Source organism: Pseudomonas sp. NMI542_15, assembly GCF_021283425.1.
Lineage (GTDB): Bacteria > Pseudomonadota > Gammaproteobacteria > Pseudomonadales > Pseudomonadaceae > Aquipseudomonas > Aquipseudomonas fortuita.
Window position 1 is genome coordinate 171,978 of sequence record NZ_JAJSRO010000005.1, and the last position, 13,957, is coordinate 185,934.

Here is a 13,957-nt window from a genome sequence, read left to right on the forward strand (position 1 = left end):
AGGTGACATTAACAGCTGCTACATATATCTAGAAATCATATTTTTTCATTTGTTTATTCCATTATTGTCTTTGCTCGCGAAGCGGCCCACACATTCTGCGCAGGCATAAAAAAGGGCCGTCGAAACGGCCCGAAAATCCCTGCTTGGCTAAGAGCAATGCAACGAGGAATCCATTAACGGTTTGGCTGAGGGGTCAGGCGCAGATAGGGTTTGACCGCCCGATATCCTTTGGGGAAGCGCTGCTTGATCTCTTCCTCATCTTTGAGCGAAGGCACGATCACCACCTCATCGCCGTCCTGCCAGTTACCGGGTGTGGCGACTTTGTGGTTGTCGGTCAGCTGCAGCGAGTCGATCACCCGCAGGATCTCATTGAAGTTGCGCCCGGTACTGGCCGGATAAGTGATGGTCAGGCGCACCTTTTTGTTCGGGTCGATGACGAACAGCGAGCGCACAGTCAGGGTGTCACTGGCGTTCGGGTGAATCAGGTCGTACAGGTCGGACACCTTGCGGTCGGCATCGGCAATGATCGGGAAGTTGACCACCGTGTTCTGGGTTTCGTTGATGTCCTCGATCCACTTATGGTGCGAGTCGACCGGGTCTACCGACAGGGCGATGGCCTTGACCCCGCGCTTGGCGAAGTCGTCCTTGAGTTTGGCGGTCAGGCCCAGCTCGGTGGTGCACACCGGGGTGAAGTCGGCCGGATGGGAGAACAACACCCCCCAGCTGTTGCCCAGCCACTCGTGGAAGCGAATTTTGCCTTCGCTGGAATCCTGTTCGAAATCGGGGGCGATATCGCCGAGTTTAAGGCTCATGGGCTGCGGCTCCTTGGCTGGGTTCTGTACCGTATGGGTTCAATGTGCCTGCATTCGGTTAAAAACAAAAAGAATAAATAACGATTTATTTATAACCATAATGCATACAAATTTGCAGGCACAAAAAAGCCTCGCATCACGCGAGGCTTCTTGTTCAGCTACGGCTTACAGGAAGTTGTAAGTGTAGTTGAAGATCAGACGGGTCTGATCCTGGTCAGCCAGCGAACTGGTGCCGGTGCCGCGGTACACACCGTGACGCAGGCTGGCGCCCAGGCCCTTGAAGGTGCCGTCCTGGATCACGTAGTCGATACGGGCATCACGCTCCCACTCGCTGAAGTGGCCGTTGCCGTTGGCATTTTTACCGTCTTCACCTTTCAGGTAGGCAACCGATGCTTTCAGGCCCGGCACGCCCAGGCGAGCGAAGTCGTAGGCGTACTGACCGAAGGTGGTGTTTTCACCGGCCTTGGCGAACTGGTTGATCATGCTGTCAGTGAACAGGTAGAAGCTGGAACCGCCGGCGCCTTCGTTGCGGCCATTACCATCTACCACGCTGCCCTGGTTCAGCCAGACGAAGCCACCGTCGTCATTGACGCGCTGATGGCCGAGCATCAGCGAGTGGCCACCCAGGGTGTAGGTGAACATCGCGGACCAGGTCTTGTTGTCGACCTCGCCAGTGTTCTTGGCATAGCCACCGTTGTTGTTGAAGCGGTAGCCGGCCTCGCCGTTCTTGCCGTCGCTGCTGCTGTCGAAGTAGCGCAGGTCGGTCTTGAACGACTGGTCGTCAGCGATCTTGAACACGTGAGTCGCGCCCAGGAAGTGCTGCTTGTAGAAGTCTTCCAGGTTCGAGTAGTAGTACTGCAGGGTCAGGTCTGGCGTGAGCTTGTAGTCCAGGCCGCCGTAACGGAACTTGTTGCTGTCCTGGGTAGCACCCGCTACCGACAGGCCGGTACGGTTGCTCGAAGCACGGCCCATGGCGTGGGTCAGCTGACCGGCGTTAATGGTCAGGTTGTCGATTTCCTTCGACTGGATGGTGCCACCCTCGAAGGTTTGCGGCAGCAGACGGCCATCGTTGGAGACCAGGATCGGCAGGTTCGGCGCCAGGGCGCTACCGTAGTGAACTTCGGTCTTCGAGAAGCGTGCCTTGGCGTTACCACCCACACGGGCCCACTGGCTTACAGCCGAACCGTCGGTGTCGCTTGGGAAGAAGGAGCTGTTGTCAGGGTGCTTGCCGCGGCCACCATCCAGGTGAATACCCCACAGGGCCTGGACGTCCACACCGAAACCAACGGTGCCTTCAGTGAAACCGGACAGGTAGTCGAGCTTGAAGCCCTGACCCGATTCACGGTTGTCAGCGCCACCGTCACGGTTGTCGTTGTTGAAGTACATGGTGCGCGAGCTAAGCGACAGTTTGCTGTCTTCGACGAAACCGGCAGCGCCTGCTTGTTGGGCGAGAACCCCCAGTGCCACGGCCAGGGCCAGGCTGGACTTGTACATGTTTTGCTCCTCTACGTTCTAATTTTTGTGTATCTCTGGCGGAGGGATCTGCTGCCCCTTCTCACCGTGGATTGGCGATTTAGTCCCAAAGCGTGACCACTAAGTCAATCGTTTCTAAACGTTTCGCGACTTTGGTCTAAGACGCCAGCTGCGCTACAGGATAATGACAATCCTATAAATCCAAAATGACCGTTTTATGAATTGGTAAGATTTTTACGGAATATGGTTGGAACCTTTACTGCCAAACGTTGTAGCAGCCTCGCCATTGATAACCATAAGTTATTTGCAAACGTTTGCTCATAACCTAATACCGTATCGTTCTATAGGGACGACAAAGCCTAGCAGCCCGCTCTGATTTCGCCACTGGGCAGGTTGCCCCACAGAAGCGGCGGCCTTTTACGGTCTTTGTGGGAGCGGCCTTGTGTCGCGATGGGGCGCGAAGCGGCCCCAGGACTTCAGCTTCGCCGCGTAAAATGCCGGGGCCGCATTGCGGCCCATCGCGACACAAGGCCGCTCCCACAAAGACCGCACTCCCCTTGGGCTTAAAGCATTTGGCTCCTAAGCTAATGCAAAAAAGTTATTTATTTAGAAATTCTTAGATCATTTAGTCTTCTCGCCATCCAACACCCTGATTGCCTGACGAGAGGTCCACCATGATCCCGCACGCTCCGCTGCGCCTGTTCGCTGCCCTGACCCTCGCCAGCACCAGCTGGTTTGCTCAGGCCGCCGACCTGACCGTGGCCTATCAGACCACCGTCGACCCGGCCAAAGTGGCCCAGGTCGATGGCGACTACGAAAAAGCCAGCAAGGCCAGCATCGACTGGCGCAAATTCGATAACGGCGCAGACGTGATCACTGCGGTGGCCAGCGGCGACGTGCAGATCGGCTACCTGGGCTCCAGCCCGCTGGCCGCTGCCGCCACCCGCAAACTGCCGGTCGAAACCTTCCTCATCGCCACCCAGATTGGTGCCGGTGAAGCGTTGGTCGCCCGCGACAGCATCAAGACGCCACAAGACCTGATCGGCAAGAAGGTCGCCGTGCCGTTCGTTTCCACCGGCCACTACAGCCTGCTGGCCGCCCTGAAAAGCTGGAACATCGACCCCTCCAAGGTCCAGATCCTCAACCTGGCGCCGCCGGCCATCATTGCCGCCTGGAAACGTGGTGACATCGACGCCACCTACGTCTGGGACCCAGCCTTGGGCGTGGCCAAGGAAAATGGCAAGGTGCTGATCAACTCTGGCGAACTGGCCCAGAAAGGCGCACCTACTTTCGATGCCTGGATTGTGCGCAAAGACTTCGCCGAGAAGCACCCCGAGGTGGTCAAAGCGTTTGCCAAAGTCACCCTCGATGCCTACGCCGACTACCGCAAGGACCCGAAAGCCTGGCTGGCCGACAAGGGCAACGTAGACAAGCTGGTGAAGCTGTCCGGCGCCAAGGCCAGCGACATCCCGGTGCTGCTGGAGGGCAACGTCTACCCACTGGCCGCAGACCAGGCCAACGCCCTGGGCGCGCCGACCACCCAGGCACTGACCGACACGGCCAACTTCCTCAAGCAGCAAGGCAAGGTCGACGCCGTACTGCCGGACTACTCGCCGTACGTCAGCGCCAAGTTCCTTCCAAACTGATCCGGAGCCCGTCATGGCCTTGCTCGAGCTGGAGCGCATCAGCGCACAGTACCCTGGCGCCAGCACCCCGGTGCTGGCCGACATCAACCTGAGCCTGGGGCCACGCCAGCTGCTGGTGGCCCTGGGGCCTTCCGGCAGCGGCAAGACCTCACTGCTCAACCTGATCGCCGGCTTTGTCGCCCCCAGCGGCGGGCGCATCACCCTCGACGGCGTACCGGTGCAAGGCCCTGGTGCCGAGCGCGGCGTGGTGTTCCAGGATGATGCCCTGCTGCCATGGCAGAGCGTGCTGGGCAATGTCGCCTTCGGCCTCGAACTGGCCGGCGTGCCCCGCGCCCAGCGTGAGGCCAAGGCCCGGGAAATGCTCGCCCTCGTCGACCTTGATGGCTTCGGTGAGCGGCGCATCTGGCAATTGTCCGGTGGGCAGAAGCAGCGCGTTGGCCTGGCCCGCGCGCTGGCGGCCGACCCACGGGTATTGCTGATGGATGAACCGTTCGGCGCCCTCGACGCGTTCACCCGCGAGCAGATGCAGGAACTGCTGCTTCAGGTGTGGCAGCGCACCGCCAAGCCGGTGTTCCTGATTACCCACGACATCGAAGAAGCGGTGTTCCTCGCCAGCGAGCTGGTACTGCTGGCGCCCAACCCGGGGCGCGTGGTGGAACGCCTGCAACTGGACTTCGGCCAGCGCTATGCCGCTGGCGAATCGGCCCGGGCCATCAAGTCCGACCCCGCCTTTATCGAAACCCGCGAGCATGTACTGGCGCGGGTGTTCTCCCAACGCCAAAGCCTGCAGGAGCGCGCATGAGCAGCCTGGACCTGCCGGTCGCCGGCAAACACACCGCACAAACCCGGCCCGCCGCCAAGCTGCGCCGACCACTGTCCACTCGCTGGATCAGCACCCTGACCTTGGCCAGCCTGCTGCTGGTCTGGTGGCTGGTGACGGCCGCCGGCTGGATCGAGCCCCTGTTCCTGCCCTCGCCCGGCGACATCCTGGCCAGGGCGTGGACCCTGCTGACCCAGGGCTACATGGACGCCAGCCTGTGGCAGCACCTGGGCGCAAGCCTGGGCCGTATCGGCCTGGCGCTGGTGGCCGCGACCCTTACCGCGATCCCGGTCGGCATCGCCATCGGCTACAACCGCGTGGCCCGTGGCATCCTCGACCCGCTGATCGAGTTCTACCGGCCCATCCCGCCGCTGGCCTACCTGCCGTTGATCGTCATCTGGTGCGGTATCGGCGAGCTGTCGAAGGTGCTGCTGATCTACCTGGCGATCTTCGCCCCGATCGCCATTGCCACCGCCACCGGTGTGCGCACGGTCGACCCGGCCAAGCTGCGGGCGGCGCAGTCGCTGGGCGCGACCAAGGCCCAACTGATCCGCCATGTGATCCTGCCCAGTGCGCTGCCCGACATCCTCACCGGCATCCGCATCGGCCTGGGGGTCGGCTGGTCGACACTGGTAGCCGCCGAGCTGATTGCCGCCACCAGCGGCCTGGGCTTCATGGTCCAGTCGGCGGCGCAATTCCTGGTCACCGATGTGGTGGTACTGGGCATTTTGCTGATCGCCCTGATCGCCTTCGCCCTGGAAATGAGCCTGCGGGCCCTGCAACGCAAACTGGTGCCCTGGCACGGGCAGAGCCACTGATTGCCGACTGACCACGCCGGCAACCCGGCGCCTAGAACGAGAAAAAACATGAGCCTGACCGTTACCCCTCTCAGCCCGGCCCTCGGTGCCCAGATCAGCGGCGTGGACATCAGCCGCGATATCACTGCAGAAGAGCGCGACGCCATCGAGCAGGCGCTGCTCAAGCATCAGGTGCTGTTCTTCCGCGACCAGCCGATCAACCCGGAGCAGCAGGCGCGCTTTGCCGCCCGCTTCGGCGACCTGCACATTCACCCGATCTACCCCAACGTACCGGAAACCCCGCAGGTGCTTGTGCTCGACACGGCAGTCACCGATGTACGCGACAACGCCGTGTGGCACACCGACGTGACCTTTTTGCCGACCCCGGCACTGGGCGCGGTGCTCAGCGCCAAGCAGCTGCCCGCTTACGGTGGCGATACCCTGTGGGCCAGCGGCATTGCGGCCTTCGAAGCCTTGTCGGCGCCGCTGCGTGAAATGCTTGATGGGCTGACCGCCACCCACGACTTCACCAAGTCGTTTCCGCTGGAGCGCTTTGGCACCACGCCGGAAGACCTGGCGCGCTGGGAGGCCACACGGCGTAACAACCCCCCGCTGTCGCACCCGGTGGTGCGCACACATCCGGTGAGCGGGCGCCAGGCGTTGTTCGTCAATGAAGGGTTCACTACACGCATCAATGAACTGAGCGAACTGGAGAGCGATGCGCTGCTGAGGCTGCTGTTCGCCCATGCGACGCGACCGGAGTTCAGCATTCGCTGGCGTTGGCAGGAAAATGATGTAGCGTTCTGGGACAACCGCGTGACCCAGCATTTTGCGGTGGATGATTACCGGCCGAACCGGCGGGTGATGCACCGGGCGACCATCCTGGGGGATGCACCTTTCTGACAGATTTTCGGAGGCCTTTGGCCTCCATTCGCAGCACAAGGCTGCTCCTGCAAGGGATCGCGTACCCTTGTAGGAGCAGCCTTGTGCTGCGAATGGGCCGCAAAGCGGCCCCGGCGATCTAACGGACCAGATGCAGGTACTGCATGTGCCGCTCGTACTGGTCGAGGATGTCGTTGATGATCTGCTCTTTGCTGTAGCCCACCAGGTCATAATTCTGGCTGCCTTCGCTCAAGTGCACCTCCGCACGGTAATAGCGGCGGTTCTTCAACTCCTGCGCACCCAACCCACCCAGGGCGAACGATGGCGTGAAATAGCCACGCATCTGCACCTGGTAAATGAACGGCTGCTCCTCGCCATGGCCAATTTTCAGGCTGACGTTGTCATGGCTCGGGTCATCCTGGGTGATCAGCACCAGGCCCTTCTGCTCGAACACTTCACGCACATCGGCAATCGCCGGGCGCACCACGTCGTCCATGAAGCGGTACACCTCATCACGCGACGGGAAATGCACCGCCTGGCTCAGGCGCTGGCGCCAGCCGCCACGGCCGCGACGTGACTGGGCGAACGGGGCCAGCGAGTGCATCTGCGCGATCTGCCGTTGCGACTCCAGGTAGAACGCCTTGTGCAGCCCCCACATCATGCACAGCAGGATCAGCGAGAACGGCAACGAGGTCAGTACCACCGCCGACTTCAGCGAATCGATGCTGCCCGCGAACAGCAGTGCGCTGGTAATCAGTGCAGTCATGGCGCCCCAGAAGATACGCAGCCAGTTCGGGCCGTCCTCATCTGCATCGCCACCCTTGGCCGACAAGGTCGACAGCACCACGGTGCCTGAGTCGGCCGACGTCACGAAGAACACGAAGCTGATGAACACCGTGGTGGCGATCACCGCCTTGCTCCACGGGTAGGTTTCCAGCAGCAGGTAAAGGCTCATCGACGGGTTATCCAGTGCCGACTGGCCCAGCGCGGTCATGCCGTGATTGATGACCTGGTCCAGAGCGCTGTTACCGAAGATCGACATCCACGCCAGGGTAAAGCCCAGCGGAATCAGCAGCACGCCGAAGACAAACTCGCGAATGGTGCGGCCGCGGGAAATGCGCGCGATGAACAGGCCCACGAACGGTGCCCAGGCAATCCACCAGGCCCAGTAGAACACCGTCCAGCCGCCCAGCCAGTCGCGGTTTTCACCGTAGGCATACACGTCGAAGCTTTTGCGTGGCAACGCGCCCAGGTAATCGCCAAGGTTCTGGATCAGCGTGTTGAACAGGTGCTGTGTAGGCCCGGCAAACAATACGAACAACAGCAGCGCGCAGGCGAGGAACAGGTTGATGTCGCTCATCACCCGCACCCCCTTCTCTACCCCGGCGACGGCCACGGCCACCGCCGCGCCCATCATCAGGGTGATGAGGATCACCTGCACCCACTGGCTGTGGCTGATGCCGAACAGGTAGTCCAGACCGGCGTTCAAATGCAGCACGCCAAAGCCCATGTCGGCACCCAGGCCGAACACCGTGGCGATGATGCCGAAGCCATCCACTGCGTAGCCAATCGGCCCGTTGATGCGCTTGCCAATCAGCGGGTACAGCGCCGAACGTAATGCCAGCGGCAGGTTGTGGCGGTAGGCGAAGTAGGCCAGCGCCATGCCGACGAAGGCGAATACGCCCCAGCCATGCAGGCCCCAGTGCAGGAACAGGATCTGCATCGCCTGGCGCCCGGCCTCGGCCGTGCCCGCTTCGCCCTGGGGCGGCTGCAACATGTGCGTCAGCGGCTCGGAGACACAGAAGAAGAACAGGGTAATGCTGATACCGGCGGCGAACAGCATGCCGGCCCATGAGAGGTAACTGAACTCGGGTTCGTCGTGGTCGGCACCGAGCTTGATCTTGCCATAGCCGGACAAGGCGGTGACCACCACGAAGACCAGGTACAGCGTCATGGCCAACATGTAATACCAGCCGACCGTATTGGCCGCCCAGTTCTGCGCCGCCAGCAGCCAGTCGCCTGCGGCTTGCGGGTTGGAGATGACCACCAGGCCAAAGATGAGGATAAAACTTGCCGCAAAGTAGAACACCGGGGGGTTCATGCGGATCTTGCCATTGGCAGCGGAAGTGTTCGGTGCACTCATCGGGCGTGCACCTCGTCGAATGACGTGAGGTTCGAAATGAACGGGTTCAGCAAAGGAATCCTCCTGTTGAACACCGGCAGCGGACCAGCGTTTTTCATTGAACAAGCGTTCAAGTTAAACATGGATCGGTTTTCAATGCGAATTGGGGCGCTGATTGGTGTTGTCCTGTACCGGCCCTTTCGCGGGTAAACCCGCGAAAGGGCCGGTACAGGCTAAGCAAATGCTAGATCAATTCTTGTCCTGGCAATCCAGCTGCAGGTTGGCCTGGGTGATGTTGCTTTCAGCAGGCACACTGCGGGTCAGCCACACGTTACCGCCAATGGTCGAACCCTTGCCGATGGTAATACGCCCCAGCACCGTGGCCCCGGCGTAGATCACCACATCGTCCTCGACAATCGGATGGCGCGGCAGGCCTTTGTGCAGGGTGCCGGACTCATCGCTGGGGAAGCGTTTGGCGCCCAGGGTCACCGCCTGGTAGATACGCACGCGCTCGCCGATGATCGCGGTTTCACCAATGACCACCCCGGTACCGTGGTCGATGAAGAAGCTCGGGCCGATCTGTGCGCCCGGGTGAATATCGATACCGGTGGCCGAATGCGCCAGCTCCGAACTGATCCGTGCCAGCAGTGGCAGGCCGGCCCGGTACAGGTGGTGCGCCAGGCGGTGGTGGATGATCGCCAGGATACCCGGGTAGCACAGCAGCACTTCATCGACGCTGCGCGCGGCGGGGTCGCCGTGGTAGGCGGCCAGCACGTCGGTGTCGAGCAGCACCCGCAACTCCGGCAGCGCGGCGGCAAAGCCCTGGATGAGGCTCAATGCCTGGGCATCGACGCTGGCCAGCTCAGCCTTGCTTTGCCGGGCGGCATAGCGCAACTCCAGGCGCGCCTGGGTCAGCAATGCAGTCAGCGCGGCATCCAGGGTATGGCCAACGTAGAAGTCTTCGCTCTCTTCGCGCAGGTCCACAGGCCCAAGGCGCATGGGGAACAACGCGCCGCACAGTTGCTCCAGGATCTGCCGCATTGCTTCGCGCGACGGCAACTCACGCCCACCCTGTTCGCCAATGCTACGGCCATTGCGGGTGCGCCATTGCTCACGGGCGCCACGCAGGCCAGTGACAATGCTGTGCAACTGCCAGTGCGCGGATGAAGGTTGTTCGCTCACGGTTTTCTCCTGCCTGAGTCGGCCAAACTATTTTTATCGGCAGGCCAGGCCCTTTCGCGGGTTTACCCGCGAAGAGGCCCACCCTGCTTACATACAGCCCACTCTACGGCAAATCCGTCCCTTGGAAAAAACAACGCTTTATTCCATCCTGCGCTAAGTCAGGCATAAGCCGCGATGACGTAGCGAGCATCCTCGCCTACCCTCAAAGCAGCCAGCACCTGGCACAAACCAAAAAGGGAATAACAAAATAATTTTTTAGTATTTCCTGGCCTAAAAAGCCAACCCTATAGTCGCCACCTCACTACTTACACAACAAGCGCGGGGCTCTGACATGTCGAAATTCGCCAAACCGCTACTCAACGCCAGCCTGGCCATCCTGCTGGGTGCCGGCCTGCTCAGCCAGGCGTTCGCCGGCGAGCAGTTGAAGACCATCCAGGAAAAAGGCGTGATCAACGTCGGCCTCGAGGGCACCTACCCACCGTTCAGCTTCCAGGACGAGAACGGCAAGCTGGCGGGCTTCGAAGTGGAGCTTTCGGAACTCCTGGCCAAGGAGCTGGGGGTCAAGGCCAAGATCCAGCCGACCAAGTGGGATGGCATCCTTGCCGCGCTGGAATCCAAGCGCCTGGACGTGGTGGTCAATCAGGTGACCATCTCCGAGGAGCGCAAGAAGAAATACGATTTCTCTGAGCCCTATACCGTTTCGGGCATCCAGGCCCTGATCCTGAAGAAGAAAGCCGCGGACCTGAACATCAAGACCGCGCAAGACCTGGCCGGCAAAAAAGTCGGCGTGGGCCTGGGCACCAACTACGAACAGTGGGTCAAGCAAGACGTCCCGAAAGCCGAAGTGCGCACCTATGAAGACGACCCGAGCAAGTTCGCCGACCTGCGCAACGGCCGTATCGATGCCATCCTGATCGACCGCCTGGCCGCGCTGGAATACGCGCAAAAAGCCAAAGACACCGAACTGGCCGGCGATGCCTTCTCGCGCCTGGAAAGCGGCGTGGCGCTGCGTAAGGGCGAGCCTGAACTGCTGGCGGCCATCAACAAGGCCATCGACAAGCTAAAGGCTGACGGCAGACTGGCCAAGCTGTCCGAAAAATACTTCGGTGCCGATGTCACCAAATGATTGCTGAAAGCCTGCAACTCGTTGTCGACTCCGCGCCCTTCCTGCTGAAGGGCGCGGGTTATACAGTGCTGCTCAGTGTCGGCGGCATGTTCTTCGGCCTGCTGCTGGGCTTTGCCCTGGCGCTGATGCGGCTGTCGAAGCTCTTGCCGCTGAACTGGCTGGCGCGGATCTACGTGTCGTTCTTCCGCGGCACGCCGCTGCTGGTGCAGTTGTTCGTGATCTATTTCGGCATGCCGCAGATCGGCATCGAACTCGATCCCATCCCGGCTTCGCTGATCGGCCTGTCGCTGAACATGGCGGCCTACATTTGCGAGATCCTGCGCGCTGCAATCTCCTCGATCGACCGTGGCCAGTGGGAAGCCGCAGCCAGTATCGGCATGACCCGCGTCCAGGCCATGCGCCGGGCGATCCTGCCACAAGCCTTGCGTACCGCCCTGCCCCCGCTGGGCAACAGCTTCATTTCACTGGTCAAGGACACTGCGCTGGCCGCGACCATCCAGGTGCCAGAGCTGTTCCGCCAGGCGCAGCTGATTACCGCACGCACCTTCGAAGTGTTCACCATGTACGTGGCGGTCGCGGTCATCTACTGGGTGCTGTGCAGCATCCTCGCGCACTTCCAGAACCGCATGGAAGCGCGGGTCAACCAGCATGACCAGGAGCAATGAGCATGATTGAAGTCAAAGGCCTGACCAAGCAGTTCAAGGGCCAGACCGTGCTCAACGGCATCGACCTGACCGTGCAGCCCGGCGAAGTGGTGGCCATCATCGGCCCCAGCGGCTCGGGCAAGACCACCTTCCTGCGCTGCCTGAACCTGCTGGAAACCCCCGACGCCGGGCAGATCAAGATAGGCGCCATCAGCATCGATGCCAACCGCCCGCTGGGTGGCCAGCAAAGTGCGATACGCCGCCTGCGCCAGCAGGCCGGGTTCGTATTCCAGAACTTCAACCTGTTCCCCCACCGTACCGCCCTGGAGAACGTGATCGAGGGGCCGGTGATCGTCAAGAAGACGCCCCGCGAGCAAGCCATCGAACTGGGCCGGCGCCTGCTGGCCAAGGTCGGTCTGGCAGGCAAGGAAGACGCCTACCCACGGCGCCTGTCGGGCGGACAGCAGCAGCGGGTGGCCATCGCCCGCGCCCTGGCCATGGAGCCGGAGGTGATCCTGTTCGACGAACCCACCTCGGCACTGGACCCGGAGCTGGTGGGTGAAGTGCTGGCGACCATCCGCGGCCTGGCCGAGGAGAAACGCACCATGATCATTGTCACCCACGAGATGAGCTTTGCCCGGGACGTAGCGAACCGGGTGATCTTCTTCGACAAGGGCGTGATCGTGGAACAGGGCGAGGCCAAGGCACTGTTTGCGGCGCCGAAGGAAGAGCGTACCCGCCAGTTCCTGCGCAAGTTCCTCGGCACTGCCGCCTCCGAGTAAACCTGTTCCGGCCTCTTCGCGGGCACGCCCGCTCCCACAGGTGTCGCACCGGTTTCAATACCTGTGCAGTACCTGTGGGAGCGGGCGTGCCCGCGAAAGGGCCGGCACATCTGTAACAAATCCCTCCTTCTATACATATTCCAAAGAGTTAGTTCATAAACTTTTTATAAAGCATTAGGGTATATAAACCGGACCACCGGACCAGCACACATTTGTCGCGACCAGCTGTAGCGACACAACTTTTTTGTGAGGTCAGGAATGGTCAGGATCACAATCACCCCAGTGCGTATCGCCAGGGCATTGAGTGCAGCCAAGGAGCGGTACTGATGTCCAGCCAGCCAAATACCCAATTCCATAGCGATCTCGACAGCTCGCCCCTGCTGCTGCCGGCCAAGGTACTGCGCACCGACGCCGAAGCCCTGCAAGCGGCCCGTGAACTGGCCGAGGTTGCCCGCGAGCAAGCCGCCCGCCGCGACCAGCAACGCAAACTGCCGTGGGCGGAGATCGAGCTGTTCACCCGCAGCGGCCTGGGCAGCATCAGCGTACCCAAGGCCCACGGCGGCCCCGACGTGACGTTCGAAACCGTGGCCGAAGTGTTCCGCCTGATCAGTGCCGCCGACCCGGCCCTGGGGCAGATCCCGCAGAACCAGTTCGGCATGCTGCAACTGATTCGCCTGACAGCCACCGAGGCGCAACAGGCGCTGATCTTCCGCAGCGTGCTCGACGGCTGGCGCATCGGCAATGCCGGCCCCGAACGCGGCACCAAGGACACCCTCACCCTCAAGGCCCGGATCACCCGCGCCGGCGACAGCTATCGCATCAGCGGCGAGAAGTTCTATTCCACCGGTGCCCTGTTCGCCCACTGGGTGGCGGTAAAAGCCCTCGACGAGGAAGGTCGTCAGCGCCTGGCGTTCGTGCGCCGTGGCAGCCCGGGGCTGCGCATCGTCGATGACTGGTCCGGGTTCGGCCAGCGCACCACCGCCAGCGGCACTGTATTGCTGGACGAGGTGCCGGTAGACGCGGAGCTGGTGATCGACAACTGGCGCCAGCGTGACATCCCCAACATCCAGGGCGCAGCCTCGCAGCTGATCCAGGCGGCGATCGACGCCGGTATTGCCGAAGCGGCAATCGACGATGCGATCACGTTCGTGCGGGAAAAGTCCCGCCCGTGGATCGAAGCCAACGTGGACCGCGCCAGTGACGACCCTTATGTGATTGCCGACATCGGCCGCCTGAAGCTCGAACTGCACGCTGCCGAAGCGCTGCTACGCAGAGCCGCGCGGGTACTCGACGAGGTCAATGCTGCGCCCATCGACGCAGCCAGCGCGGCACGCGCCTCGATTGCGGTGGCCGAGGCCAAGGTGCTGACCACCGAAATTGCCCTGCAGGCCAGCGAGAAGCTGTTCGAACTGGCCGGCAGCCGCGCCACCCTTGCCGAGTTCAACCTCGACCGCCACTGGCGCAATGCCCGGGTGCACACCCTGCACGACCCGGTGCGCTGGAAGTACCACGCGGTGGGCGCGTACCACCTCAACGGCACCCTGCCTGCGCGGCATTCCTGGATCTGATTTTTAGGCCCTTGGGGCTGCCCTGCAGCCCTTTCGCGGCACAAGGCCGCTCCTACAAAGCCGTGTGCGACCCCTTGTAGGAGCGGCCTTGTGCCGCGAAAGG

The 13,957-nt window shown here is 61.7% G+C and carries 12 protein-coding genes; 8 read left to right on the forward strand and 4 right to left on the reverse strand.

The window, feature by feature from the left end; translation table 11 throughout:
• Positions 1 to 173: 173 nt before the first annotated feature.
• Both LU684_RS10965 and LU684_RS10970 read right to left on the reverse strand, forming a co-directional pair.
• A complete protein-coding gene (locus tag LU684_RS10965) occupies positions 174 to 812 on the reverse strand; it encodes a peroxiredoxin (RefSeq protein WP_016497546.1) in 639 nt (212 codons plus the stop codon).
• A gap of 165 nt (positions 813 to 977) precedes the next feature.
• Positions 978 to 2,306: an OprD family porin gene (locus LU684_RS10970; RefSeq protein ID WP_016484396.1), complete on the reverse strand. Its 1,329-nt coding sequence runs from the start codon at positions 2,304 to 2,306 to the stop codon at positions 978 to 980.
• Positions 2,307 to 2,959: 653 nt separating this feature from the next.
• Here LU684_RS10970 and tauA point away from each other — a divergent pair.
• From tauA to tauD, 4 genes are read left to right on the forward strand one after another with little or no spacing between them, the layout of a single operon-like run.
• Positions 2,960 to 3,931 (forward strand): taurine ABC transporter substrate-binding protein, encoded by a 972-nt coding sequence (gene tauA / locus LU684_RS10975; RefSeq protein ID WP_232894638.1) that lies wholly within the window; start codon positions 2,960 to 2,962, stop codon positions 3,929 to 3,931.
• Positions 3,932 to 3,944: 13 nt separating this feature from the next.
• The gene (gene tauB, locus LU684_RS10980) at positions 3,945 to 4,733 is read left to right on the forward strand and encodes a taurine ABC transporter ATP-binding subunit (RefSeq protein ID WP_016484394.1); all 789 of its coding nucleotides are present in this window, start codon (positions 3,945 to 3,947) and stop codon (positions 4,731 to 4,733) included.
• Positions 4,730 to 5,569 carry a taurine ABC transporter permease TauC gene (tauC, locus tag LU684_RS10985; protein WP_060518078.1) on the forward strand — a complete coding sequence of 280 codons (840 nt, stop codon included), beginning with the start codon at positions 4,730 to 4,732 and terminating at the stop codon, positions 5,567 to 5,569. Before tauB ends, tauC begins: the two co-directional genes overlap by 4 nt.
• A 48-nt stretch (positions 5,570 to 5,617) precedes the next feature.
• Positions 5,618 to 6,451, forward strand: a complete 834-nt coding sequence (gene tauD / locus LU684_RS10990) for a taurine dioxygenase (RefSeq protein WP_016484392.1) — start codon at positions 5,618 to 5,620, stop codon at positions 6,449 to 6,451.
• Positions 6,452 to 6,569: 118 nt separating this feature from the next.
• On the opposite strand, the gene betT is transcribed toward tauD, so the two are convergent.
• Positions 6,570 to 8,573 (reverse strand): choline transporter BetT, encoded by a 2,004-nt coding sequence (gene betT / locus LU684_RS10995; RefSeq protein WP_023047206.1) that lies wholly within the window; start codon positions 8,571 to 8,573, stop codon positions 6,570 to 6,572.
• Positions 8,574 to 8,801: 228 nt separating this feature from the next.
• A complete protein-coding gene (gene epsC / locus LU684_RS11000; protein WP_060518080.1) occupies positions 8,802 to 9,734 on the reverse strand; it encodes a serine O-acetyltransferase EpsC in 933 nt (310 codons plus the stop codon).
• Positions 9,735 to 10,065: 331 nt separating this feature from the next.
• Here epsC and tcyJ point away from each other — a divergent pair, with 331 nt between their 5' ends.
• The 4 genes from tcyJ (at position 10,066) to LU684_RS11020 (ending at position 13,854) form a co-directional block, all read left to right on the forward strand.
• Positions 10,066 to 10,860, forward strand: coding sequence for a cystine ABC transporter substrate-binding protein (tcyJ, locus tag LU684_RS11005; RefSeq protein WP_023047209.1), 795 nt, complete (start codon positions 10,066 to 10,068; stop codon positions 10,858 to 10,860).
• Positions 10,857 to 11,525 carry a cystine ABC transporter permease gene (gene tcyL, locus LU684_RS11010; RefSeq protein WP_016484387.1) on the forward strand — a complete coding sequence of 223 codons (669 nt, stop codon included), beginning with the start codon at positions 10,857 to 10,859 and terminating at the stop codon, positions 11,523 to 11,525. The genes tcyJ and tcyL overlap by 4 nt, the downstream gene beginning before the upstream one ends.
• Positions 11,526 to 11,527: 2 nt before the next feature.
• The gene (gene tcyN, locus LU684_RS11015) at positions 11,528 to 12,286 is read left to right on the forward strand and encodes an L-cystine ABC transporter ATP-binding protein TcyN (protein ID WP_016484386.1); all 759 of its coding nucleotides are present in this window, start codon (positions 11,528 to 11,530) and stop codon (positions 12,284 to 12,286) included.
• Positions 12,287 to 12,612: 326 nt separating this feature from the next.
• The gene (locus tag LU684_RS11020; RefSeq protein ID WP_096425458.1) at positions 12,613 to 13,854 is read left to right on the forward strand and encodes an SfnB family sulfur acquisition oxidoreductase; all 1,242 of its coding nucleotides are present in this window, start codon (positions 12,613 to 12,615) and stop codon (positions 13,852 to 13,854) included.
• Positions 13,855 to 13,957 lie beyond the last annotated feature (103 nt).

What these genes read in the sequence shown, in the direction of transcription:
- tauD (WP_016484392.1), top strand. Translation starts at nt 5,618, where the DNA reads ATGAGCCTGACCGTTACCCCTCTCAGCCCGGCCCTCGGTGCCCAGATC.
- tauB (WP_016484394.1), top strand. Translation starts at nt 3,945, where the DNA reads ATGGCCTTGCTCGAGCTGGAGCGCATCAGCGCACAGTACCCTGGCGCC.
- tcyN (WP_016484386.1), top strand. Translation starts at nt 11,528, where the DNA reads ATGATTGAAGTCAAAGGCCTGACCAAGCAGTTCAAGGGCCAGACCGTG.
- tauC (WP_060518078.1), top strand. Translation starts at nt 4,730, where the DNA reads ATGAGCAGCCTGGACCTGCCGGTCGCCGGCAAACACACCGCACAAACC.
- betT (WP_023047206.1), bottom strand. Translation starts at nt 8,573, where the DNA reads ATGAGTGCACCGAACACTTCCGCTGCCAATGGCAAGATCCGCATGAAC.
- tauA (WP_232894638.1), top strand. Translation starts at nt 2,960, where the DNA reads ATGATCCCGCACGCTCCGCTGCGCCTGTTCGCTGCCCTGACCCTCGCC.
- tcyL (WP_016484387.1), top strand. Translation starts at nt 10,857, where the DNA reads ATGATTGCTGAAAGCCTGCAACTCGTTGTCGACTCCGCGCCCTTCCTG.
- LU684_RS11020 (WP_096425458.1), top strand. Translation starts at nt 12,613, where the DNA reads ATGTCCAGCCAGCCAAATACCCAATTCCATAGCGATCTCGACAGCTCG.
- tcyJ (WP_023047209.1), top strand. Translation starts at nt 10,066, where the DNA reads ATGTCGAAATTCGCCAAACCGCTACTCAACGCCAGCCTGGCCATCCTG.
- LU684_RS10970 (WP_016484396.1), bottom strand. Translation starts at nt 2,306, where the DNA reads ATGTACAAGTCCAGCCTGGCCCTGGCCGTGGCACTGGGGGTTCTCGCC.
- LU684_RS10965 (WP_016497546.1), bottom strand. Translation starts at nt 812, where the DNA reads ATGAGCCTTAAACTCGGCGATATCGCCCCCGATTTCGAACAGGATTCC.